General features: G+C 65.5%; 15 protein-coding genes and 2 pseudogenes. 6 read left to right on the plus strand and 11 right to left on the minus strand.

What is annotated here, in order from left to right; genetic code table 11:
* The first annotated feature begins 82 nt into the window (after positions 1 to 82).
* Positions 83 to 3,577 carry a DNA polymerase III subunit alpha gene (dnaE, locus tag Q9246_RS21410; RefSeq protein WP_306392885.1) on the plus strand — a complete coding sequence of 1,165 codons (3,495 nt, stop codon included), beginning with the start codon at positions 83 to 85 and terminating at the stop codon, positions 3,575 to 3,577.
* A 179-nt stretch (positions 3,578 to 3,756) separates the two neighbouring features.
* Positions 3,757 to 8,709, plus strand: coding sequence for a hypothetical protein (locus Q9246_RS21415; RefSeq protein WP_306392886.1), 4,953 nt, complete (start codon positions 3,757 to 3,759; stop codon positions 8,707 to 8,709).
* Positions 8,710 to 8,766: 57 nt separating this feature from the next.
* On the opposite strand, the gene Q9246_RS21420 is transcribed toward Q9246_RS21415, so the two are convergent.
* Entirely contained in the window at positions 8,767 to 9,600 is an 834-nt protein-coding gene (locus tag Q9246_RS21420; protein WP_306392888.1) for a glycosyltransferase family 2 protein, read from the minus strand.
* A gap of 52 nt (positions 9,601 to 9,652) precedes the next feature.
* Here Q9246_RS21420 and Q9246_RS21425 point away from each other — a divergent pair, with 52 nt between their 5' ends.
* On the plus strand, positions 9,653 to 10,933 hold the full coding sequence (locus Q9246_RS21425) for an O-antigen ligase family protein (RefSeq protein WP_306392890.1): 1,281 nt from the start codon (positions 9,653 to 9,655) through the stop codon (positions 10,931 to 10,933).
* Positions 10,923 to 12,644, plus strand: coding sequence for a lipid A export permease/ATP-binding protein MsbA (gene msbA / locus Q9246_RS21430; RefSeq protein ID WP_306392891.1), 1,722 nt, complete (start codon positions 10,923 to 10,925; stop codon positions 12,642 to 12,644). The genes Q9246_RS21425 and msbA overlap by 11 nt, the downstream gene beginning before the upstream one ends.
* 25 nt (positions 12,645 to 12,669) lie before the next feature.
* Here the strand turns inward: msbA and Q9246_RS21435 are convergent, their stop codons facing one another.
* A complete protein-coding gene (locus tag Q9246_RS21435; protein WP_306392893.1) occupies positions 12,670 to 13,050 on the minus strand; it encodes a cupin domain-containing protein in 381 nt (126 codons plus the stop codon).
* A gap of 27 nt (positions 13,051 to 13,077) precedes the next feature.
* Positions 13,078 to 13,140 (minus strand): annotated as a pseudogene (locus Q9246_RS21440) (hypothetical protein); the annotation flags it as partial.
* Here Q9246_RS21440 and Q9246_RS21445 point away from each other — a divergent pair.
* Positions 13,136 to 13,336, plus strand: a pseudogene (locus tag Q9246_RS21445) (EamA family transporter); the annotation flags it as partial. The pseudogenes Q9246_RS21440 and Q9246_RS21445 overlap by 5 nt on opposite strands.
* Here the strand turns inward: Q9246_RS21445 and Q9246_RS21450 are convergent.
* The gene (locus Q9246_RS21450) at positions 13,324 to 15,684 is read right to left on the minus strand and encodes a family 1 glycosylhydrolase (RefSeq protein ID WP_306392894.1); all 2,361 of its coding nucleotides are present in this window, start codon (positions 15,682 to 15,684) and stop codon (positions 13,324 to 13,326) included. The pseudogene Q9246_RS21445 and the gene Q9246_RS21450 overlap by 13 nt on opposite strands.
* Positions 15,685 to 15,836: 152 nt before the next feature.
* Here Q9246_RS21450 and Q9246_RS21455 point away from each other — a divergent pair, with 152 nt between their 5' ends.
* Entirely contained in the window at positions 15,837 to 16,073 is a 237-nt protein-coding gene (locus Q9246_RS21455; protein WP_306392895.1) for a hypothetical protein, read from the plus strand.
* A gap of 277 nt (positions 16,074 to 16,350) precedes the next feature.
* Here Q9246_RS21455 and Q9246_RS21460 read toward each other — a convergent pair whose 3' ends face one another.
* From Q9246_RS21460 to rng, 7 genes are all read right to left on the minus strand, one after another.
* A complete protein-coding gene (locus Q9246_RS21460; protein WP_306392896.1) occupies positions 16,351 to 17,862 on the minus strand; it encodes a class I adenylate-forming enzyme family protein in 1,512 nt (503 codons plus the stop codon).
* A complete protein-coding gene (locus Q9246_RS21465; protein ID WP_306392898.1) occupies positions 17,859 to 18,827 on the minus strand; it encodes a zinc ribbon domain-containing protein in 969 nt (322 codons plus the stop codon). The genes Q9246_RS21460 and Q9246_RS21465 overlap by 4 nt, the downstream gene beginning before the upstream one ends.
* Positions 18,828 to 18,944: 117 nt before the next feature.
* Positions 18,945 to 21,356 (minus strand): catalase, encoded by a 2,412-nt coding sequence (locus Q9246_RS21470; RefSeq protein WP_306392900.1) that lies wholly within the window; start codon positions 21,354 to 21,356, stop codon positions 18,945 to 18,947.
* 113 nt (positions 21,357 to 21,469) lie between these two features.
* A complete protein-coding gene (locus Q9246_RS21475; RefSeq protein ID WP_306392902.1) occupies positions 21,470 to 22,288 on the minus strand; it encodes a retron system putative HNH endonuclease in 819 nt (272 codons plus the stop codon).
* Positions 22,288 to 22,482, minus strand: a complete 195-nt coding sequence (locus Q9246_RS21480) for a hypothetical protein (RefSeq protein ID WP_306392903.1) — start codon at positions 22,480 to 22,482, stop codon at positions 22,288 to 22,290. Before Q9246_RS21480 ends, Q9246_RS21475 begins: the two co-directional genes overlap by 1 nt.
* Before the next feature lie 42 nt (positions 22,483 to 22,524).
* A complete protein-coding gene (locus Q9246_RS21485) occupies positions 22,525 to 23,649 on the minus strand; it encodes an AAA family ATPase (RefSeq protein WP_306392904.1) in 1,125 nt (374 codons plus the stop codon).
* Between the two features lie 49 nt (positions 23,650 to 23,698).
* On the minus strand, positions 23,699 to 25,162 hold the full coding sequence (gene rng, locus Q9246_RS21490; RefSeq protein WP_306392907.1) for a ribonuclease G: 1,464 nt from the start codon (positions 25,160 to 25,162) through the stop codon (positions 23,699 to 23,701).
* Positions 25,163 to 25,202 lie beyond the last annotated feature (40 nt).

Here is a 25,202-nt window from a genome sequence, read left to right on the forward strand (position 1 = left end):
GCATCGCTATCGATGCTTTGTGGCAACATCACGCTTCCGGTCCGGCTTCATCCGGCTGCCCGGCTCGCGGTAAAATACCCGGATGACTTCCCCGACTTTCACCCATCTGCGCGTCCACTCCGAATACTCCATCGTCGACGGCCTGGTCCGCATCGACGACCTGGTCAAGGCGGCCGTCAAGGACAACCAGCCGGCGCTGGCCGTGACCGACCTGGCCAATACCTTCTGCCTGGTGCGCTTCTACAAAGCGGCGCGCGGCAAGGGCGTCAAGCCGATCGTCGGGGTCGATGCCTGGATCACCAACGACGACAACCGCGACAAGCCGCACCGCCTGCTGCTGTTGGCAAAGAACCACACCGGCTACCTGCAGCTGTGCGACCTGCTGGCGCGCGCCTGGCTCACCAACCAGTACAAGGGCCGTGCCGAGCTGCGCACCGAGTGGCTGGAGGCGCTGGCTACATCCGTCTCGACGCTGCACCCCGACGAGCCGCAGGACAATGCCCTGGTCGTGCTGTCGGGCGCCCATTTCGGCGATGTCGGCCAGGCGATCGAGAACGGCGACCTGGCGCGCGCGGAAGCCAATGCCGCGCGCTGGGCGCGCATCTTCCCGGGCCACTTCTACATCGAGATCCAGCGCGCCGGCCAGGCCAACCAGGAGCAGCAGGTGCGCCACTCGGTGGCGCTGGCCGGCCGCCTGGGCCTGCCGGTGGTGGCGACCCATCCGGTGCAGTTCCTCGATAAAAGCGAATTCATCGCCCACGAGGCGCGCGTCTGCATCGCCGAGGGCGAGATGCTGGCCAACGCCAAGCGCGTGCGCCGCTTCAACGAGAACATGTGCTTCAAGTCGCAGGCCGAGATGGCGGAGCTGTTCAAGGACTTGCCCGGCGCGCTGGCCAACTCGGTCGAAATCGCCAAGCGCTGCAACGTCACGCTCACGCTGGGCAAGCCGCAGCTGCCGAACTTCCCGACCCCGGGCATGACGATCGACGAATTCCTGGTGGCGGAAACGAAAAAAGGCCTCGAGGAGCGGCTGGTGCAGCTGTTCCCGAACGAGGCCCAGCGCGAAAAAGAGCGTCCACGCTACGAGGCGCGCCTGGAGTTCGAGAACAACACCATCATCAACATGAAGTTCCCGGGCTACTTCCTGATCGTGGCCGAGTTCATCCAGTGGGGCAAGAACAATGGCGTGCCGATCGGTCCGGGCCGCGGCTCGGGAGCGGGCTCCCTCGTTGCGTATGCCTTGAAGATCACCGACCTCGATCCGCTCAAGTACAACCTGCTGTTCGAGCGCTTCCTGAACCCCGAACGCGTCTCGATGCCCGACTTCGACATCGACTTCTGCCAGGAAAAGCGCGAGCTGGTGATCCAGCACGTGAAAGACCTGTACGGCCGCGATGCCGTGTCGCAGATCGCCACCTTCGGCACCATGGCGGCCAAGGGCGCGATCCGCGACGTCGGCCGCGTGCTCGATTTCGGCTACAACTTCTGCGACGGCATCTCCAAGCTGATCCCGTTCAAGCCCGGCAAGCCGGTCTCGATCGCCGAGGCGATCGAAGAAGAACCGCTGCTCAAGGAGCGTCTCGAGAACGAAGAAGAGGTCAAGCAGCTGCTCGACCTGGCACAGCAGGTCGAGGGCATCACGCGCGGCATCGGCATGCACGCCGGCGGCGTGCTGATCGCGCCGGGCAAGCTCACCGATTTCTGCCCGCTGTACACCCAGGGCGGCGACGCCGGCGTGGTGTCGCAGTACGACAAGGACGACGTGGAAGCCGTGGGCCTGGTCAAGTTCGACTTTTTGGGCCTGACCACGCTCACCATCCTCGACCGCGCCGTCAACTACATCAAGGATCTCGATCCGGCGGAGAGCGGATTCGACCTGGCCGCGCTGCCGCTGGACGACCGCGCCTCGTACAAATTGCTGAGCGACGCCAAGACGGTCGCGATCTTCCAGCTTGAATCGCGCGGCATGCAGGGCATGCTCAAGGACGCGCGTCCCGACCGCTTCGAGGACATCATCGCGCTGGTGGCGCTGTACCGTCCGGGCCCGATGGACCTGATTCCCGACTTCTGCAAGCGCAAACACGGCGAGAAGTTCGACTATCCCGATCCGCGCACCGAGTCCATCCTGTCCGAGACCTACGGCATCATGGTCTACCAGGAGCAGGTGATGCAGATGGCGCAGATCGTGGGCGGCTACTCGCTGGGCGGCGCCGACATGCTGCGCCGCGCGATGGGTAAAAAGAAGGCCGAAGAGATGGCCGAGCACCGCGAGATCTTCCGCGCCGGCGCCGCCAAGGATGGCCTGTCGACCGAGAAGGCCGACGAGATCTTCGACCTGATGGAGAAATTCGCGGGCTACGGCTTCAACAAGTCGCATGCGGCCGCCTATGCGCTGCTGTCTTACCATACCGCGTACCTGAAGGTGCACCACACCGCCGCGTTCATGGCAGCCAATATGTCGCTGGCGATGGAAGACACCGAGAAGATCAAGATCCTGGTCGAGGATGCGAAAGAAGTCTGCAAGCTCACGATCCTGCCGCCGGACGTCAACGAATCGCAGTTCCGCTTCACGCCCGAAGGCGAGGCCAGGTCGAAGACCGGCAAGCAGGTGAGCAATATCCGCTACGGCCTGGGCGGCGTGAAGGGCGCGGGGCAGGGCGCGATCGAAGCCATCATCGCCGCCCGTGCCGAGGGCGGCAGGTTCAAGGACCTGTTCGACTTCTGCAAGCGGGTCGACCGCAAGCAGATCAACCGCCGCACCATCGAATCCCTGATCCGGGCTGGCGCGATGGATGCCTTCGGCGTCGATCGCTCGGTGCTGCTGGCGTCCGTCGCCTTCGCGATGGAAGCGGCCGGCCAGGCCGCCGCCGCCGCCAACCAGGTCAGCCTGTTCGGCGGCGACGATTCCGACCTCGTGGCGCCGCCCGAGTACGTCAAGGCGCTGCCCTGGACCGACCGCCAGAAGCTGTCCGAAGAAAAGATCGCGCTCGGCTACTACCTGTCGGGCCATATGTTCGACTCGTATGCGCAAGAGGTGCGGCGTTTCGCCAAGACCAAGCTGAAGGACCTGGAACCGTCGCGCGATCCGCGCATGATGTGCGGCGTGATCACCGGCGTGCGCACCCAGATGACCCAGCGCGGCAAGATCCTGATCGTGACGCTGGACGACAAGACCGGCGTGGTCGAAGTGACCGTGTACAGCGAGATCGCCGAGGCCAACAAGAACGCCTTCCGCGAAGACGAGTTCCTGCTGGTGGTCGGCAAGGTGTCCGAAGACCGCTTCAACGGCGGCCTGCGCATCACGGCGGAGAAGGTGTTCGACATCGCCACCGCGCGCATCCAGTACGGGCACAAGCTGGAGATGGACCTGGCCACCACGGTGGATCCGGCGAAGATCGCCGAGGTGCTGCAGCCCTACCGGGTGCAGGACGGGATGCCGGTCAGCCTGCGCCTGGTGACTAACGGGATTCCGTATGTCGTGCAGCTGGGCGACGATTGGCGGGTGGGGCCGTCCGATACGCTCAAGCAGGCGCTCGAGCTGACGCTGGGCGCCAAGGATGTCGCCGTCGAGTATTGATTTTCCCAATATTGCGTTTTTTACCTGGCATCTACTGTTTTTGAAGAAAAACATGTCTGATCCCACCAACAAGTCGGCATATTTGAACCTCTAGTACCATCATTATTGTTTCCTCATGGATATACTTGCGGCATGAAGAATGATTGGTTCATTCTGCTGTCTATCCTGAGGAAATATTGATGAGTAACTACGATTCGGTAATCAGTTCGTTTTACCTTGCGTATTTCGGCCGTCCGGCCGATCCGCAGGGGCTGGCGTTCTGGAGCGCTCATCTGGCGCGCAAGAACGGCGACCTGACCGACATCACACGTGCCTTCGCGGAGTCGGACGAAGCGCTGGTGCGCTTCGAGTCGAAAACGACCACCGAACGCATCGAGGACATCTATCTGCAACTGTTCAATCGCCAGCCAGACGCGGCTGGCCTGGCGTTCTGGACCAAAGCCGTCGAGAGTGGCCACACCACCCTGGCCGACGTGTCGATGAACATCCTGAATGGGGCCCAGGGCAGCGACATCACGATTTCCGGCAAGCGTAATGCCGCGGCCGGGGAATTCACCCGGATCGTCGCCGAGCTCGACGTCAAGTTCGACGGCTTCGCCGCGGTCACTGCCTCGCATGCGATGCTGATGGCGATCGCCGAAAACACCCCGGAAGCCAAGGCGCTCCAGATCGTCCAGAGCCTGGTTCCGATGGTCGATGCGCTCGACGCCAACCCGTCCGTGCTCGATGCGATCATCCCGGGCGGCGGCGTGGACGCGCTGTTCCTGACCGCGCGCGGCCGCGCCGAGCCCGAGAACCTGTTCCTCGCAATGTCCGACCTGACCCAGGCTGCGGCCGGTAATCCGGCGACGCTGGACGCGCTGCTGCGCGGCGGCGGCATGGGCAAGGTGCTCGAGGAGATGCCGGGCAAGGCAAGCCTGGCCGACGTGGTCGGTGCGCTCGGCAAGGGTGGCCTGGACGCCGCGATCGAGGTGGTCTACCCGACGCCGAAGCCGGTTCCGGTTCCGACCGCGACGATGAAGATCGAATTCGACGCCGGCACCCTCAAGCTGGCCGGTAACGCGACCGATCCGGTCACGGTCGACATCGACAAGAATATCGTCAACTTCAAGGGCCAGAACCAGGTCATCGCCGGCAAGATCGATAAAGTCATCGCCAGCGGCTACGCCGGCAAGGTCGCGCTGTCCGGCACGGTCGAGCAATTGCAGTTCGTGGGTCTGCAGTCGCCCGGCACGGACTTGCAGATCGCCGACAGCAAGAGCGCGATCTTCGCCGGCACGGGCGGTATCCGCCTGCTTGCGCCGGGGGTGGAAAACCTGGTCAAGGCGGCCAAGCTGATCACGCTCAAGGAGCCGGTGTCGGCAATGGAATATCAGATCCTGAAGAACGTGCCGGATTTTAATATCAGCAAGCTGCAGTCGAGCATCGACCTGACGCCCCCGGTTGCCGGCAAACTGGTGTTCGACGGCCTGGAATTTGCGGATGCCGATGGCAAGGTGGCGTTCACCAGCAAGGACACGGTCTCGTTCAAGACGTCTGGCGCCGAAGAAGGCGCCACGATCCGGTTCCAGAAGTTCGAGAAGATGTTTTCTAGCTGGGTCGACCTGCCTGACCTCTCGGTGAAGGGCTTGGCCGAGGGCGAGCACAAGTTCCGCAGCGTGGTCGAGGATGCGGCAGGCAATGTCAGCCATGCCGAAGCCATCGTCAACGTCGATCTGACGGCGCCCAGGATCACCAAGCTGCAATTCGCAGCAAACGACGGCACCATTGCCGCCGGCGAGAGCATCGAGCTGACGGTGACATTCGATGGCCCGGTCAACGTCAGTGAAGACGCACGCATCCAATTCTCCAACGACGGCAGTGCGGCATACTTGGGCGGCAACGGCACCAGCGAGCTGGTGTTCGGGTACAAGCCGCAGGCGGGCCACGGCACGCAGGTGCTGAAACTCGATCCGTTCAATCCGTTCACCGGCACGATTGCCGACCGCGCCGGCAATGCGCTGTCGCTGGACGGGTTGGCCGATGTCGAACTGGGAGCGGCGCCGCAAGTCGACGTCTCCGCGCCGACCCAGTCGATCACCTTCACGACCATCAGCCAGCGCCAGGGCGCCAGCGCGAGCGTCGAAGGCGGCAATGATCCTCTGGCAACCAACTTGGAAGCCGCCACCATTTCCGCGACCCTGTCGGGTGAGCTGGGTAACGGCGAGCACGTCGAGTATTCGCTTGATGGCGGCGAGAGCTGGTCCGAGGCTGGCGTGCTGGTCGAGGGGCGCAGCGTCTACATTAATGGCGTGGTCACTGCCGGCAATCCGGTCATGACGGTGCGCGTGGCCGATGCGGCCGGCAATGTAGGCAAGGAGACCAGCCATGCCATCGTGCTCGACACCGCGGCCCCCGAGGCTGGCAACTTGACTTTTGTATCCGTTACCGACAGCCCGGACGAAGAGACGACCGACAATATCACCAAGGAGAAAGTGGTGACGGTGGACTTCAGGCATGAAGGCCCGTGGTACGGCGCGGGCGAGCGGCTCCAGTACAGCATCGACGGCATTTCCTGGCGCGAGGATGGCATCACGGTGAATGTCGATGCCGGTTTGGTCAGCATCGCCGGCGTGGACCTAAGCGGCGGCAAGCCGCTCCTCGATAAAAGTGGCGACCGCAGCACTACGGTCACGGTGCGCGCGATCGACGCTGCCGGCAACACCAGTCCGGTGGGCAGCGCCGAGCTCGTACTCGACGTTCCGCTTCCGGTGCCGGGCCTGCGCCTGTCGAGCGATACCGGGGTGAGCACGGTCGATAACATCACCTCCAAGGGCTTCGTCGTCATCAGTGGGCTGAACAAGGCCCAGGGCAGCAACTGGGAATGGGCAGTGGACGGCGGGGGCTGGCAAAAGGGCTGGGGCAGTGACCAGAATGGCGTTGCCACCCACACGATCGGTGGCGAGGGCAAGCACATCCTGCTTGTACGCCAGTTCGATAAGAACGGCGGCTACAGCGTCGAAGGCAAACTCGAGTTCACGCTGGACACCAAGGCTGCGGTGCTGAGCTTCCAGTCGGTCAGCGGCGCGGCGGTCTCCGGGCCGGATGTCGTCGACAGCGGCCTTGCCGATGTGGTCTTTGGCTATACGGGCGAGGTGGGCCCGGACGACCGCATTGCGTACCGCATCGATGGCGGCGAGTGGATCAGCGATGACAGGATCTCCCTCGACACCGCCCATGCCACGATCACGCTCCTCGACATGGACCTGGGCAAGTTGGACCCGTCGATCGAGCTGCAGGTCACCGACGTCGCAGGCAATGCCAGCAATGTGGTCAAGGCCACGGTCGACCGCAGCGTGCCGGTCATCGACGCGATCGGGTACGGCATCAACGACGGACACCTGGCGACAAACGAGGGCGTGGACGTGCGCGTCACCTTCGACGCGGCGGTCGACCTGACCGTCGACGCGGCGCTGCACTTTGCCAATGGCGGCAGCGCAAGCTATACCAGCGGCACAGGCACCAGCGTGGTGACATTCCGCTATGTGCCGCAGACAGGGCAGGATACGGCCGCATTGGCCCTTGCGGCATCCGGCGCCTTTACCGGCCTGATCCAGGATCGCGCCGGCAATGCGTTGCCGGGGCACGCCTTCGACGGCTTGAGCATCGCCGGCGCGCCGGCGGTCGATACCGCGCCGCCGCTCGCGCCATCCGTGGCGCTGGCGCAGGATACTGGCGCGGCTATGCCGGACAAGATGACCAGTAACGGCAAGCTGGAGATCGGCGGCCTGGAAACCGCCACCGGCTCGCGCTGGGAATATGCGCTGGACGGCAGCAGGGAGTGGACGCCGGGCGGCGCGGTCGATGTCGACGGCAAGGCCGGCATCACGGTCAGCGGCGACGGTCCGCGCGTGGTCCATGTGCGCCAGTACGACGCTGCCGGCAATATGAGTGGCGAGGGCATGCTGGACTTCTGGCTGGACACCAGTATTCCGACGCTGGCCTTCGACCAGGTCACGGGCTGGATGGGCGCGCCCAACAAGATCGACCGCGACGCGGCCGATGTGGTCTTCAAGTACACCGGTTCCCTGGGCGCCGCCGACACGATCGCATACCGCATTGACGGCGGCGCGTGGAAGAGCGACGACACGATCGCGCTCAACGGCGGCGCGCGCACCATCACCATTCAGGATGTGCCGCTGACCAATGCCGATCCGCTGGTTGAACTGCGCATCACCGACCCCGCCGGCAACGAAAGCAACGTGGCCAGCGTGACCGTGGACGGACCCTATGCGCTGCCGAAGGCGCCGGTCGTGAATGCCACGGCGGAGGGTTTGTGGGTGACCAGCCCGGTGGACGGCGACATCTACCTGCAGTACAACAGCACGACAGCAACAAAGGTCTTCACAGGCGCACAGGCGGGTGTGCCGGTGCTGGTGGCGGAGCAGGCCACGCGCGGCCACGGCACACTCTACGTGGAAACGCCCGCGCTGGAACGCATTGCCGACTCGGGCGGCCAGTACTATTACCTCGGCACGTCAGGCACGAACTACATTGCCCAACCTCCTGCAGCCGCGAGCGGCGTGATGATGTGGGGCTTTGGCGGCAACGACACCATCAATGGCGCCGGGATGGAGGACGTTCTGTATGGCGGCGACGGTGACGATATCCTGGACGGGAGGGGCGGCAACGACGTGCTGGTTGGCGGCGCCGGAACCAACACCATCACCGGCGGTGCGGGCGCGGACCGCATCGACCTGGCTCTGGGGGCGAACACGCTGAAGTTCGTCGCCGGCGATTCCTCGATTGCCAACGGCATTGACGTCGTGGACTTCGGCAACGGCAACCTGGCCACCCAGAAGCTCAAGTTCCACGTGATGGCGAATGCCTGGTCCTCCGGCGGCGGATGGGGTGATCCCGTCGATGGCTCGGATGCCGCCCTGCTGGAAGCGCTTGCCATCAACTACGCGCAGATGAATGGCCATGAGCCGTCGATCGCCACGATCGTCACTTTCAGCAACCAGGACCGCTACCTGGTGCTCGACACCGGCGATGGCGTCATCGATGCCAACGACTACGTCGTCCAGCTGGTCGGCGCGGTGCCGGGCATGGGGGTGATGATGGGCGAGGTCTGGTTCAGCGCGGCGCCGTAAGCGCTTTGCAGGCGGGACGGCAGGGCTGGAGCGTCATGCGCGCCGGCCCTGGCGCCGCTATGTCGCCCCGTGCGCGTGCTCGCGCAACCCGACCGTGGCCTGGGTCGTGCCGCTCGCGGCCCGCTCCAGCACGATCCTGCGGTTGCTCGATTCCTGGTCGCGCTGCGCCTCGCGGTGCCACAGGTGCAGCACCTCGGTGGCCAGCGCGCCGTCCTTGCGCAGCACGCCGGCGTGGAACAGCCGCACGACCAGGTCCGAATCCTCGTGGCCCCAGCCGGTGAAGCTCTCGTCGAAGCCGTTCACCTTCACCAGGTCCGACTTCCAGACCGCCAGGTTGCAGCTCTTGATGCGGCGCCAGCTGAAGGTGCGGCGCACCCGGCCGACATCCGGCCAGCGCAGCATCGTCTGGATCACCTTGTTCATGTCGCCCGCGAGGCGGTAGCGCAGGCGCTGGCCCAGCGTCAGGCCGGCGAGGTCGATGTGTTCGCGCAGCGCGCGCTCGGTCAGCCGCTGGCTGAGCAGGATGCGGCTGCCCGAGACCAGGAAGCCGGGCTGGGAAAGCGCCCGGTGGCGGGCGATGAAGTCGCGCTGCGGAACGCAATCGCCGTCCAGGAAAATGATATAGTCGCCTGTTGCCGCCAGCGTGCCGCGGTTGCGCGCCATGGCGGCGCGAAAGCCGTCGTCCGGCTGCCATACGTGTTTCACGGGCACCGGCGCCCGGGCCGCCAGGCGTTCGATGCAATCCCGCGTGTTGGCAGTCGAGCCGTCATCAGCGATAATGATTTCGAAATTCTTGTCGTCCTGTAAAAAACAGGCTTCCACCACCGCCTCCAGGGCGTCGGGCCGGTTGTACGTGGTGACCACGACCGAAATTGTCTGTGTTTGCTGCATTGCTGTCCGATTTGAGGCGACTAGGCCGCAAGAATATCCCACAAGAACCTGAATGAACAATAAGTCGCTGATGTCCCGGGAGCCAATGCAGGTGTGGATCGGCTTCCAGGTCTTCCTGTTTCCCTTCCTGAGCCTGACCACTCCTTCCGGCATCGGTTTCAGCAGCCTCCTGTTCCTGCTGTCGGCCCTGTGCGTGCCGAGGAAGAGTTGGGCCGCATTATCGCCGCACTGGCGCGAGATCCGCTGGGTGGTCGCGGCCTTCTGGTTCCAGTTCGCGCTGGCCATCGTCGCGGTCGCGGTCCGGCCCGAGGCCGGCCTCGACTATCTGGACAAGCCGTCGCGCATGCTGCTGGGCCTGAGCAGCATGGCGCTGGTGCTGCTGGCGCGGCCGTCGCCTACCGCCCTGTGGTGGGGCGTGGTCGCCGGCAGCCTGGCCGCGCTGCCCTTCGTGGCCTGGCAGCGCATCGTGCTGCAGATCGAGCGGCCCGGCGGCTTCCTGAATGCGATCACCTTCGGCGACCTGGCCATGGTGCTGGGCCTGGTGGCGCTGGCGGCGGCGATCGACTACCGCCACCATACCCGCAAGGCGGTGCTGGCCGGCGTCGGCGCGCTGGCCGGCCTGGCCGCCTGCATGCTGACCGGCACCCGCGGCGCCTGGATCGCGCTGGCGCTGGCCGCGTTGCTGTTCCTGAGCTATGCCCAGCTGCTCAGGAGCCGCAAGGTGCGCCTGCTGCTGGCCGGCAGCTTCACCCTGGTCGCCGCCGCCTTCTTCGTGCCGGCCACCGGCATGCAGGAACGCGCGCTGCAGGGCGTGGACGACGTCCAGACCTGGGTCGACGGCGGCAACGTCTTCACCAACGTCGGCACCCGGCTCGAGTTGTGGAAGGGCGCGACGATCCTGATCGAAGAACGGCCGCTGTTCGGGCTGGACCGCAACACGGTGCGCGCCGAGATCCGCCGCCTGGTGGAGCAGGGCACGCTCGATCCGGCGATCCTGTCGCTCGAACACCTGCACAACGACGCCCTGCAGGCGCTGGCCACCGGCGGCGTGTTCGGGCTGCTTTCCTGGATCGGCATCCTGGCCGCGCCCTTCGTGTTCTTCGCGCGCCAGATGGGCCGCGTCAGCCTCGATCGCGGCGGACAGGCGACACGCTTCGCGCCGGCGCTGGCCGGCATGCTGGTGGTGCTGTGCTACTTCAGCTTCGGCCTGACCGAAGTCATTTTCTGGTCCCTCAAAGGCAGCATGTTCTATGCGCTGATGGTGTTCCTGCTCATGGGATTCTGCCTGGCCGCGCGGCCGGGGGAAACAAAGGTTGAACCACGTGGAAACTAAAGTCATCGTCCGGCGCCTGCTGGCGCTGGTCAAACCGTATCAATCGCGCGCCTGGATGGCGCTGCTGTCGATGGCCATCACCGCCGCCACCCAGCCGCTGCTGGGCGAGGCGCTCAAGGTCCTGCTCGACGACGGCTTCAAGGACAACATCGCATTCAGCCTGTGGTGGATTCCCACCATCCTGGTGTCGATCTTCATCCTGCGCGGCATCGGCACCTTCGGCACCGCCTATTTCAACAACTGGGTGCTGTCCCGGGTCCTCAACGACATGCGTGCCATGGCCTTCGAAAAGGTATTGCGGCTGCCGGTCGCGCGCTACCAGGACGAATCGACGGGCAAGATCATCAACACCGTGGTCAACGACGTGCGCCAGGTGGTGGACATGATCCAGTCGGTGTTCGTGGCCTGCGTGCGCGACGTGCTGGTCGTGATCGGCCTGCTGGGCACCCTGCTGTACCTGAACTGGAAGCTGACCCTGGTCGCCATCGTCGTGATCCCGCTGACCGCCGTCATCGTGCGCACCACCACCAAGCGCCTGCGCAACCTGAACCGCGAGAGCCAGCGCGTCACCGCCGAGATGACCGGCGTGGTCGAAGAAGCCGCGCGCGGCCACCAGGTAATCCGCGTATTCGCGGGCGAGCGCTATGAACGCCAGCGCTTCCACCGGCGCAGCGAAGCGCTGCGCGGCTTTTCGCAGCGCATGACGGTGGCCTTCGCCGCCACCACGCCGGTGACCCAGATCGCCACTTCCCTCGCGCTGTCGCTGGTCATTGTGCTGGCGATCCAGGCCGATATGACGGTGGGCGAATTCACCCAGTTCGTGACCATGATGCTGATGCTGCTCACGCCCCTGAAATCGCTGGCCGAGGTCAATGGCCCGATGCAGCGCGGGATGGCGGCCGCCGAGACGGTGTTCGGCATCATCGATTCCGAACCGGAGCGTGACACCGGCAGCCGCGAGCTCGGTCGCGCGCAGGGCCACCTGGTGCTGGACAACGTGGTGTTCCGCTATCCGAACGCGCTCAACCCGGCCCTGAACGGCGTCTCGCTGGAAGTGAAACCGGGGCAGACGGTGGCGCTGGTGGGCGTGTCGGGCGGCGGCAAGTCGACCTTCGTGAACCTGGTTACGCGCTTCTACGATCCGGAAGGCGGCCGCCTGCTGCTCGACGGCGTGCCGTATGCCGACATCAAGCTGGCCTCGCTGCGCGGCCAGCTGGCGATGGTGAGCCAGAACGTGGTGCTGTTCGACGATACGCTGGCGGCGAACATCGCCTACGGCGCCGAGCAGGTCGACTACGAGCGGCTGGCGGCGGCGGTGAAGGCCGCGCACCTGCTCGAGGTGGTGGCGCGCCTGCCGGACGGCATCGACACCCGCATCGGCGAGAACGGCTCGCGCCTGTCGGGCGGCCAGCGCCAGCGGGTGGCGATCGCGCGCGCGATCTACAAGGACGCGCCTTTGCTGATCCTCGACGAAGCCACGTCGGCGCTGGACAACGAGAGCGAACGCGCGGTGCAGGCGGCGCTCGACACCCTGATGGCCGGCCGCACCACGATCGTGATCGCGCACCGCCTGTCGACCATCGAGCGCGCCGACCGCATCGTGGTGATGGAGGCGGGACGGATCGTGGAGCAGGGCACGCACGACGAATTGCTGGCGTTGAGGGGCATGTACGCCAACCTGTATCACCTGCAGTTCGCCGCCGAAGGATAGATCGGACCCGCCTTGCGATCGGGCCTCAGGCGTGCTCGATCACCATCACCGCGCTGGTCCCGGCTTCGAGCGCTTCGAATACATGCGCTTCATCGGCCGGGTAACTCGCATAGTCGCCCGCCGACAGTTCGACGACATGCCCGACCGGCCCCAATCGCGCGCGCCCGCGACACAGCACGACGTGTTCGACCGTTCCCGGCCGATGCGGCGCGGACTGCCGCGGCGTGCCGGGTTCGGCCCGTAGCCGGTACAGGTCGCGCTGGACGCCGGCCGGGCAGACCGCCAGCAGGGTGGCAATATAGTCGGCCTGTTCGGAAGCCACGCTGGCGCCCTCATCGGCGCGAATCACTTGCACCCGGGTTTTCGGCTGGGCGATCAGGCGGGTCACCTCGATGTCCAGCGCCATCGCCAGGGCCCACAGCGTTTCCAGGCTCGGATTACCGACGCCCGTCTCGAGTTGCGACAGCGTGGACTTGGCAATGCCGGCGCGCGCGATCCAGAAGCTGCCGACGTCGCTGGCAGGCGTGCTGTCGTTCGTCTATCCCATCGTCGCCATCCTGGTCGACGCCTGGGCCTTCGGCCACGTGCTCGGCCCGTTGCAGGTCGGCGGGGCCTGCGCCATCCTGCTGGCGGCGGCAGGGACGAACTTCGGATGGCGCTTGTTGTGGCCGCGCCGGCGTCAAGAGGCGTAATGCGCGGCTTCTCCCGCCAGGTCGTGACCGAGCCCGATGCCGTTGGCCCTTTCCTGCACCGCTTCCACGTAGCGCCTGAGCGCGTCGTCCAGCGACGGCAATAGCAGGCCGCGCTCGCTGCCCATGGCGCTGTAGCCCGGCCGGCGGGCGACGAATCCACACTCCTCGATCGCGACTTCCTGCAGCCTGTCCGCCGGGACGCCGGCCGCCGCGCAGGCGCGCCGCGCCAGCTCGAGCCAGCTCAGCGCCTCGCCATTGGTCAGGTGCCAGATCCCGCGCTCGCGGTCGATCAGGAGGTCGAGCGCCACATTGACCAGGTCCGGCACATAGGTCGGCGACACGATGGCGTCGCGCGCCGCCTGGAACGGCAGGCCGGCGTCGAGCGTGTTCAGGGCTTGCGTGACGAAGTTGTGCAGGTCCCACGGGCCGAAGAAGGCGCTGGTGCGGATCACCAGCGCCTGCGGATCGGCGTCCAGCACGCGCCGCTCGGCTTCCAGCTTGCTGCGGCCGTACACGCCGAGCGGGTTGGTGGAATCGGATTCCACATAAGGCTGCGCCTTGGCGCCATCGAACACGAGGTCGGTCGAGAAGGTCATGAAGCGCAGCGCATGGCGCATGCAGGCCAGCGCCAGCACGGTCGGTCCCAGCGTGTTCTCGCGCATGCAGCGTTCGATGTCGGCTTCGGCCTCGTCGACCCGCACATAGCCGCCGGCGTTGACGATCGCCCACGGCTTGAAGCGCACGATCGCCGCCTCCACCGAGGCCGGATCGCCGATGTCCATCTCCTGGCGCGTCAGCACGTGGCAGGCCAGGTTGCGTTGTTCGCAGATGCGCTTGAAGGCGGAACCCAGGGTGCCGCTGCCGCCCGAGATCAGGATCGGCTGCACGCGGCTCGACTTGAACTGGCTGCGCACGGCGATGTCGGCCACGGCAAGGCGGGTCGCGACCGGCTTGCACCAGAAACGTCCCGGACGGCGCCACCAGCCTTCGCCCTGCAGCACCGGATTCGACAGGGGCCGCTTGCTGGCCAGCTCGCGCATCAGGGTGGCGAGGGCGGTCGGCCGCGGCGAGCTTGCGCGCACGTCGAACGGGCCGGGCTCGTAGTAGCCGCGGCACTCGGTCACCAGGCAGTTCCAGTCGAAGGAGCCGAGCAGGGCCCAGACCGTGACCGCGCGCACGTCGGCGCCCTGCTGGCGCGCCTTGTGCGCGGCGTTCCAGATCTCGAGCAGCCAGCGCAGCTGGTCTTCGCGGTTGGCGTCGATATGGGCTTCNGCGCCCTGCTGGCGCGCCTTGTGCGCGGCGTTCCAGATCTCGAGCAGCCAGCGCAGCTGGTCTTCGCGGTTGGCGTCGATATGGGCTTCGGTGATCGCGATCGGCAGGCCGTAGCGTTCCCAGGTTTCGATCAGGAGCGGGGCGATGCCCGGGGTCGGCGTGGCCAGCGCGCGCGGCGCTTCGAGGTCGGCGTGCGGCACGCCGCGGAACACGTGGCGATGCGTCTCCGGATAGCGCTCGGGACGGTGGTCGAGCCAGCGCTCGCTGGTGATGTAGTAGTTCACGCCGACCACGTCGGGCGGGCAGGGGTTGTCGCGGAACCAGCGCAGCTCGTCCTCGCCGGCGCCGGCGTCGAGCAGGTAGCGCCACAGCTTGTGGTGTTCATCGATCATCCCGCACAGCAGGTCCCAGGCCAGCCAGCGGCGCTCGTTGAAGAAGCCGGCAATCTCTTCCATCTCGGGCGTGCCGTAGGTCTTGGACAGGTCGTCGGTCTGCACCAGCTTCGCGTCCGGATTGACGGCGCGGATCGCGCGCATCGCCAGCACGGTGGCGCGGCACTGGATCAGCAGGGCGCGCACGAAGGTCGCCTCGTCGCCGCCATGCGGATACCAGACCCCGGCCAGGCCCGAGAAGCGCGCCGTGGTGCAGATCTCGTTGACCGGGGTGTAGTGCTCGACCCAGGGATAGCGCACGGCCACCGCGCCGGCATACTCGGCCAGCAGTGCGGGGAAGGCGGGATCGACCAGGCTGGTGTGGCGCGGGCCGCTGCCGTGGTGGACCAGGCCCACGATCGGCTTGACCCCCAGCTGGCGCAGCGCCGGCAGGCGCTCGTCGGCCCAGGACCAGTCGGCCTTGTCGATGCCGTCCGGTGCGGTGCGCTCCCAGAGCACGGGATAGCGGATCGCCGAGATGCCGAGGGAAGCGAAGCGTTCGATGTCCTGCAGGCGCCCGGCGTGGCCGTTGCGCTCCATCTGGCTGAAGTAATTATCGCGTACGCGATTGACCGTGCATTCGAGCCCGCCCCAGAGGGCGAGATCCGGCGTGGAGGCCGACTGGGAGGCGGTGTGAATATTCATGAAATCCGTACCTGCGTGATGAACACAGGTGCCAGCCTAACGGCCCGGTGCAGGCGCCTATGTGAAGTGGCCCACATAATCGGCTTTTTTCGGACAAATCCTACTTTCTCTGGGCATTACAATGGGGCCGGTCTCAGGCAGGGGGAAAAATCATGTACATGGTGTACTGGACAGTTGTCGGCGTCGAAGCAAACGAGGCTCATTCCATGCCGTTCGACACCAGCGAGATGGTGCCGGCGATGCAGTTCATGGAAGAATTGCGCAAGCGCCAGCGCGCCGGTGAAGGGGTGCGCTTCATCACCATGTGTTCGGAGCATCCGGACGCGGTGGGGCATCCGGGCGTCGATGTTACCGGTCCCGAATACGACTGGAAGAAGCGGCGGAGGTAGGGGAAACTTCGGTCCCCGCCAAGGCGCCCGGCGAGCGCGCACTGGTGTCCGGAACAAATTCGGATCCCGAAAAGGCGACCCTCTATAGCGAAAAACACGTCGTACCCGCGCAGGCGGGTAACCAAGTGCAGCGGACCAGCGTCTCAAAAATCGCGCTCCGATAAATGCTGAGGCTTTGCAAGAGAATGAGCATTCTTTTACGTTACTTGGATTCCCGCCAAGGCGCCCTGCGAGGGCGGGAATGACGTGCGTACTTCGCGAATAAATATTCCGGACGCTAGTGCGCCTGCGCGGGGATGACGTGTGGGAGGCGGCTTTTGAGAATTTTGCCGCTTGGCGCCGCCGGCAGCGCTTCCATGAACACGATGCGCGCCGGCCGTTTATAGGGCGCCAGGCGCGGCGCCAGCCATGCCTGCAGCGCCGCTGCGTCCACCCCGGCCGCCTCCACGTAGGCGACGACTTCTTCCTCGGCCCCGGGCAGCGGCCGGCCCACTACGGCCGACTGCACGACCGCCGGATGCGCATTGAGCGCCGTCTCCACCTCGACCGGGTAAACGTTGAAGCCGGAGCGGATGATCAGTTCGCGCGTGCGGCCCAGCAGGAATAGCGCGCCGTCCGGGTCCTGGCGCGCCAGGTCGCCCGTGGCCAGCCAGCCGCCCGGATGCAGCACGGCGCCGCTCGCGGCCGGGTCGCGGTAGTAGCCGCGCATCGTGCCCGGCCCGCGCACCCACAGCTCGCCCGCGTCGCCCGGTGCGACGTCGCGGCCATCGCGACCCACGATGCGCACCGCGACGCCGGGAATCGGCAGGCCGACCGAGGTGTCGCCGCGCGGGACGTCGAGCCGGGTCTGGCTGACGGTCGGTCCGCACTCGGTGAGGCCATAGCCATTGTGCAGGGGCAGGCCGAACCGGGCCTCGACCGCGCGCTTGAGGCTTGGGTCGAGCGGCGAACCGCCGGCGTAGCAGAAGCGCAGGCGCGACGGGACCGGCCCGGACTCCTTGTCCATGATCGCCAGCAGGCGCGCATACATCGCCGGCACGCCCTGCACGATGGTCAATTCTCCCGCGCGGATCGACGCCAGCAGGGCGGCGGCGTCGAAGCGCGCCGCCAGCTGCAGGCAGGCGCCCGCGTACAGGGTGCCGAGCAGCACCGAGCTCAAGCCATAGACATGCGAGATCGGCAGTCCGCCCCAGGCGCGGTCGCCCGGCTGCAAGCCGCGCAGCCGGCTCGAGGTGGCGGCCACGAACAGCAGGCTGGCATGGCTCAGCATCACGCCTTTCGGCTGGCCGGTGGTGCCGGTGGTGTAGACCAGGGCCGCGACCTGCTCGCCGCCGGCGTCCACCGGCTCCGGCGTGCAGGCGTCGTCCAGCAGGCCGGCCAGTATGCCGCCGATCTCGCTTCCGATCTCGCCAGCGCAGGGCAGGGCGCCGGCGCGCGCCGCATGGCGCGCGGCGTCCGGCGAGTTGCCGGTCAGGTAGAGCACGCGGCGCGCGCCGCTGTGCGCACGAATGGTGGAGAGCTCGCCCTCGCTCAGGCGCGCATTGACGCAGAGGCTCCAGGCGTCGATGGCGGCGGCGGCGAACAGCAGCGCCACCTGGGCCACGCCATTCTCCGCCACCAGCATCACGCGGTCGCCGGGACGCACGCCGAGCTCGCGCAGCAGTGCCGCATGCCCGTCGGCGACCGCCGCCAGCGCGGCGTACGACCATGCGCGGCCATCCTCGACCAGGGCAGGCGCGTCCGGGCGATGGGCCGCGCCGTGGCGCAGGATGTCGCCGATACGGATCACCTGGATGGATCGTTCAACCCGGTCATGCCGACTACCTGGCCATCCTTGATGACCACGCCATCCCTCAGCACGATGGTCGAGTTGCCGCTGACGTCCGGCAGCTGGATTTCGATGACGTCGTCGCGCTGCACGAAGCTGCCGCGCGGCGCGCAGGTGCCGAACATCGGCGTCGGTTTGACGCCGGACGCATCGGCCAGCAGGAAGAAGAACAGCGTTTCGCAGCTGTTGCCGCGGTCGCCGCTTCTGGCCATCAGGATCGCTTCCCTGCCGCCCGAGAGCGCAAAGCTGCGCAGCGGGAACTGCCAGCTGGCGTCCTCGCCGCTGAACAGCACCCGTCCGCCGAGGGTGAGGGAGCGGCTGCCGTCGGCATTGGTGCGACGGTCGAGCAGGCCGGCGACCGTCGACAGCGAGGCCGGCAGGTTGTCGGCATTGCTGTCGATCAGGCCGCGCGCGGTCACCGCGGCATCGTCGGCCGGCGGCGGCGTGTCATCCTGTCGTGCGGTCTCGCCGGCGGTCCTGCGCGCATAGTCTTCCAGGGCAGGCGTGGCCATGGCGGCCAGGATGGCGAGGACGATGGCGGCGAGCGTGATGCCGATCCCCCATTGCGACCATTTTCTTTGCACACGGTTGAAGTGTTCGAGGCTGTCCCACTGCTTGTTCTTCCACGCCATCTCGCGGCCCTTGAAGCCGAGCCAGAACACCACGATCCAGCCGAGGTAGGGCACCAGCGACAGCAGCCCGATCCAGCTGCGGTTGCCGATCGCCCAGATCCAGTTGAGCAGGAAGGCGCCCCAGCTCCAGCCCTTGACGCCGTCGGGAATGTCGCCAGGTGCTTGCGGCGCGGGGCCAGGTGCGGATGGCTTGTCGAGGCTGACGGGGGAGGACGTGCTGCCTGCGGCCTTGCCGCAGACCGAACAGAAGGCGGCGTCCGGCGCCATCTGCGCGCCGCAATGAGAACAGAACATCGGAGTCTTTCCTGCTGGTTGACAAAAAAAACGGCGCCGCGAACTTCGCGGCGCCGCAGGACGATTATAGCGATCGTCGTGAATGGGAATCTAACTTATTCCCACGGTAGCTCGGGATCAGATCGACGGCGGATCGGTTTCGCGCGCGAACACGCGATGCCCGGCCAGCGCGGTCTTGAAGGCGGCGAGCGCGGCGTCCGCATTGGCAGGGTCGCCCAGGAACAGGCCCGGGTCGGCCGCGCCGTCCGGCAGCTTCTGCGGCACCATGGCCTTGCCCAGCAAGTCGGAGCCGCTGCCAAAGGCCAGGATCGGCTTGCCGTGGCGGTACTGTTCGCGCAGGAACTCGAGCACCTGGGCGTTCCTGGCCAGCGCCTCGACGGCCGGCGCGCCGTCCGGCACGATCACGGCGTCGTACATGACGGAAGGCCCGGCCTCGACCGAGATCTCGACGTCGATCGGATCGCCATCGCGCGCGGTGACTTTGCCCAGCATATTGCCGACCATGCGCGGCACGGCGCCATCCTTCAGCAGGCTGGCGTACTGCTTCTTGACCGCCTTGTCGTCGACGCCGCTGGCGATCAGCAGGGCGACGCGGCGCCCCTTGATGCCGGCCTGGCCCGGACGGCTCAGCAGCGACAGGGCCGGCGACGGCGGGTAGGTCGGGATCGGGGCATCGGTCGCCAATGGCAGCGGTTCCGGCACGTCCAGGCCCAGGCCTTCAGCCACGCGCGCGACCAGGGTGGCGTCGACGTTGGCCAGCAGGGCCAGTGTGCGGATGCGCACGGCCGGTGTCTGGACCCGGGTCAGCTCGAAGCGGAAGGCATTCACGATGTGGTTCTGCTCGGCCGGCGTCTGGCTCTGCCAGAACAGGCGCGCCTGCGAATAATGGTCGGCGAACAGCTCGGGCTTGCCGCGCACCTTGTCCGCCGCGACCGGCTCGGGGAAGCTGGTGAACCCCATTTTCCCCGACTGGAACGGACAGCCGCCGCCCAGCGAATTCGGCTCGTAGTTCACGCGGCCGCGGTTGATCGCCTGGCGGTGGAAGCCGTCGCGCTGGTTGTTCTGGATCTGGACGATCGGCGAGTTGATCGGGATCTCGTGGAAGTTCGGGCCGCCCAGGCGCGTGAGCTGGGTGTCCTGGTAGGAGAAGTTCCGGCCCTGCAGCAGCGGGTCGTTGGAAAAATCGATGCCCGGCACCACGTGCGAGGTGCAGAACGCCACCTGCTCGGTCTCGGCGAAGAAGTTGTCCGGATTGCGGTCCAGGACCATCTTGCCCACGGGCCGCAGCGGCACCAGCTCTTCCGGCACGATCTTGGTCGGATCGAGGATGTCGAAGGCGAAGCCGGCGGCCTCTTCTTCGGTAAAGACCTGCAGGCCGAGTTCATACTCGGGGAAGTTGCCGGCCTCGATCGCTTCCCACAGGTCGCGCCGGTGGAAGTCGGGATCGGCGCCCGAGATGCGCACCGCTTCGTCCCACACCAGCGAATGGGTGCCGGCCACCGGCGTCCAGTGGAACTTGACGAAGCGCGATTCGCCCTGCGCGTTGAGCAGGCGGAAGGTGTGCACACCGAAGCCCTGCATGGTGCGGTAGCTGCGCGGGATGGCGCGGTCCGACATCGTCCACATCAGCATGTGCGCGATCTCGGGCGACAGCGAGGCGAAGTCCCAGAAGGTGTCGTGGGCGGTGGCCGCCTGCGGCATCGCATGATGCGGTTCGGGCTTGGCGGCGTGCACCAGGTCGGGGAACTTCATCGCGTCCTGGATGAAGAACACCGGCATGTTGTTGCCCACCAGGTCCCAGTTGCCTTCCTCGGTATAGAACTTGACGGCGAAGCCGCGCACGTCGCGCGCGGTGTCGGTCGAGCCGCGCTCGCCGGCCACGGTCGAGAAGCGCACGAACACCGGCGTGCGCTTGCCCTTCTTCGCGAACGGCACCGCGCGCGTCAGCTCGCTCAAGTCCTCGTAGGCCTCGAAGTAGCCGTGGGCGGCCGAGCCGCGCGCATGCACCACGCGCTCGGGGATGCGCTCGTGGTCGAAGTGGCTGATCTTCTCGCGCAGGATGAAGTCTTCGAGCAGGGTCGGGCCGCGCAGGCCGGCCTTGAGCGAATGCTGGTTGTCGGCCACCGGCACGCCCTGGTTGGTGGTCAGGTGGCGTTCGGATGGATCGACGCGCACGCGGTCGAGCGGGTCGACGGTCGGATTTTCGCCTTTTGGCGGGTTGCCGTCGCCGACCTTGTCGTTGGCGATGATCTCGCTGGCGCTGCTGCCGGTGGCGGCGTGGGTCGATGGCTTGAAGGTTTCGCCTTCAAGCGGGGTGCGGGCGGCGTCGCCGTATTCGCCGGCTTTGCCGGCGTTGTAGGGGCGGTCGGCCGCCAGTGCCTGTTCGGATGGAATCTTGTCGAGCAGGCGGTCGGCGACCGGATTGCTGACGCCCAGGCTGCCTGGCAGGTTGGCATCGGAAGGGCCCGAGACGGTGCTCAGGATCGAACCGGCGCCGTCGGTGGCACTGGGGTGCTTGGAAGTGGTCATCCTGTGTCCTCACTGATTGTAGGGTTAATAAGCAACCACGACAACATAGCCCAGCAAGCGAGGACAGCACTGTGGGATAACACACGTAGCGCGTCGATAGTAGCGAATTGTTTCTATCGAAGCGATAGCAATTCGCTATCGTGACGGCGTGACGTCCCGTCCATATAGCCTGTTTCCTGGTCCTGCGCAATTCGCAACATGGTTCTTATAGCAGAGCGGGGGCATGCGTCCGTAGCGTCCGCTCCGCGACCGCGCCAAAGAAATGCCGTGTCAGGCTGAAGAATTGGGTGAGGGCGCCTTGCGCGGGGGACGAGATCGATCGCGATGAGGTGCTCGAGACTCCAGCCCTTGCGCTGGTGTTCATCGTACAGGTCTTCGAGTTCTGTCCACCATTGGCGGCGTCTTGTGATGAGGTAAGGGCTGTCGAGGTTGAGCAAGCCAATGGTGTACTCGGCCTTGTCCCGGTCTTGCGGGCTCAAGGCGGTGCGCGGCACGATCCGGCCATCGGAAAGAAAAGCGAAATACTCCCGACAATCTGGCTGGTAACATGAGACGAAACGGGCCATGTCGACAGATTGCTGCTTCCCTGAAGCGTGACCACCGAATACCGCAAGACCCTGTGCCTTGAACGCTGGAAGGTCTTCTGCGCTGGCGAGGGCGCTGGCAGCAAGATTCTTAAAATCGAAAGTCAGTGCGGGATTCTGGTGCTTGTTTTCGATATGCTCGATATGGTAACCCAGCCCTTCCCGGTCAGCGCGAAGTTCGCTGTAGCAGCACAAGCGAAACTGTTCTTCAAGCAGCCGCTCCAATACGCCGCTCTTGTCGACGAATCCTCGCCAGCGGCTGGTTGCCTGATCAGACGTCAAGGGAGGATTGGCATGCGACCGGTTCAACTGGAACCCGCCATTGCCCGCTTGCGTAATCGTCCTCATCACCCCAGTTCCCTCTGGCGCCGGATGCTACGCTGGAGCCGCTGGAGTTGTGGATGCTGCGGCCCCAATGCATCGATCAAGGCATGCATGAGCTGCATGGCTTCCGGCCTCGCATATCCGCCTTGGTCAACCCATTCGGTCAGGCGCTGCAGGTCAGCTTTTTCGCCAATCGGAGGCTGAGGATCGACCATCATGACGCTGTGCAGCACATCACCGCTCGGTTCTCCATATGTCGTTCACAGCGGAGGCGCAGCGACAATTCTCCCGCTTGCGTCCGGGCCAATGACCCGGACGTTTTCACGCTTGACGGTGCTCAGCACTTGCGGGCTATGCGTGGTGACGATGAACTGCGTGTTGCGGAAGGTTTGCATCAAATCGGTAATGATGCGCTGCTGCCACGACGGGTGGAGATGCAGATCCACTTCGTCGATCAGGGCGACGGCCGGCAGGTCGAGCGGGTTGACGGACTCCTTGTCCCGCACGACGATGTGCGGATTGGCCTGGGCCAGGCGACGGGCGAAATCCATCGTGAGACCCAGGACGACCCGATATCCATCGCTGAGCTGGCTAACACGCAAGGTACGCGCGGATCCGTCCGAATCTTTCCGGTCAATCACGAAACGCAAGGGACGGATTTCGGTACGAGGCCGGCTGAACCCGCTTGGCAGAAGGCGAATGATCGCGTCACGGACGACCTGCAGTTCGGGGTGGATGTAATCGAAATCACGCCGTTTCTCCCGCTCGCGACGTTCGGCGTCTTCCATGGCATTGAACCACTCGAATGCGGACCTGAACTGGGAGTCTGGCTCCATGGCTCTTGCAAGTGCATCGAAGCGCGAAAATTCCTTCTTGAATCCACGCCGTTTCATGACCTCCTCGCGTATGGCGCGGTTGGTTCCGTAATAAGCCATCACAGGAAGAACATACGGCTGCCTGTCCGTATCGGCCTTGATCAGTTCAAGCGTGAAGTCGTCGATCTCCCGCAAGCCACGGTTCAGCACTGCGAGCTGTTCCGCATTCAGCTGCCTGGCGATGGCGGCATCGGTGACCGATGCATTGCGCCTCCGCCTTCCGGCCCATTTGATCTCGCGGCCGTCTCGCGTAGTCGCCTCCCATGCCAGCATCAGGAATGGCGACGCCTGCTCGTCTTCGACGATTCTGAGGTCGGTCAAGCTCGAACTGCGCCCCGTCACGCCGGGTAACTTCATCAGAAATCGGCCAAATCCAATCGCGATGGCATCGAGCAGCGCGGTTTTTCCCGCACCGTTATCCGCGATGATGACAGTCAGGCGCTTGCCGAAATCGATGCTCAGTTCATCGAAACATCGAAAGTTCTTGAGGAATAGACGGTCGAGTTTCATATTGCCTGCCTGGATGAATCAGAGGAGAAAAAAAGACGGCATCGAGGAATTACATCAGGATCACGTCGTACTGCTCCTGGTGATACCCCTTCTCGACCTGCAGCGAAATGCGCTTGCCGATGAAGTCGCCCAGCATGGCCAGGTGCTGCGATTCTTCTTCCAGGAACAGGTCGATCACCTCCTGCGAGGCGACGATGCGGAATTCGCGCGGGTTGAACTGCTTGGCTTCGCGCAGCAGTTCGCGCAGGATCTCGTAGCAGATCGTGCGGCTGGTCTTGACCTGTCCCTTGCCCGAGCAGGCCGGGCAGGGTTCGCACAGGATGTGGGCCAGCGATTCGCGGGTGCGCTTGCGGGTCATCTCCACCAGGCCCAGGGCCGAGAAGCTGCTGACCGAGACCTTGGTGCGGTCGCGCGCCAGGGTCTTTTTCAGCTCGGCCAGCACCGCGTTGCGGTGCTCGTTGTTCTCCATGTCGATGAAGTCGAGGATGATGATGCCGCCCAGGTTGCGCAGGCGTAGCTGGCGCGCGATGGCGTGCGCCGCCTCCAGGTTGGTCTTGAAGATCGTGTCGGCGAAGTTGCGTCCGCCGACGTAGCCGCCGGTATTGACGTCGATGGTCGTCATCGCCTCGGTCTGGTCGACGATCAGGTAGCCGCCCGATTTCAGGTCCACGCGGCGGCCCAGCGCGCGCAGGATTTCCTCTTCCACGCCGTACAGGTCGAACAGCGGCCGCTCGCCCGTGTAGTGCGCCATGCGCGACAGCACGCTCGGGGTGTAGACCTGGGCGAATTCGGCCAGTTTCAGGAAATTCTCGCGCGAGTCGACCTGGATGCTGGCAGTCTCGTCGTGCACGAAGTCGCGCAGCACGCGCTGGGCCAGGCTCAGGTCCTGGTACAGCAGGGTGGTGGGCGGCCGGGTGCGCGCGCCCTGGACGATCGCGCCCCAGGTCTTGCGCAGGTAGTCGACGTCGGCCGCGATGTCGTCGCTCGAGGCTTCCTCGGCCATCGTGCGCACGATGTAGCCGCCTTTTTCGTCGGCCGGCAGCAGGCTTTGCAGGTTCGTGCGCAGGCGTTCGCGCTCGGCTTCCTTCTCGATCTTTTGCGAGATGCCGATGTGATGGTCTTGCGGCAGGTACACCAGCATGCGTCCGGCGATCGAGATCTGGGTCGACAGGCGCGCGCCCTTGGTGCCAATCGGATCCTTGATGACCTGGACGGTCAATACCTGGCCGTCGAACAGCAGTTTTTCGATGGGGGTGGGCGGGGCGTTGCCGCTGTCATGGCTGCGCGCTTCCCAGATGTCGGCCACGTGCAGGAAGGCCGCGCGTTCCAGGCCGATGTCGATGAAGGCCGACTGCATCCCCGGCAGCACCCGCACGACCTTGCCCAGATAGACGTTCCCCGCCAACCCGCGCGTGAGCGTGCGCTCGATGTGCAGCTCCTGTACCGCGCCCTGCAGGACCAGCGCGACACGCGTTTCCTGCGGTGTGATGTTGATGAGGATGTCTTCGTTCATGGACCCTGCCGTGCGTATTGTTCAGGGTGACATGATACAC

The sequence above is a fragment of the Telluria beijingensis genome (assembly GCF_030770395.1).
GTDB lineage: Bacteria > Pseudomonadota > Gammaproteobacteria > Burkholderiales > Burkholderiaceae_D > Telluria > Telluria beijingensis.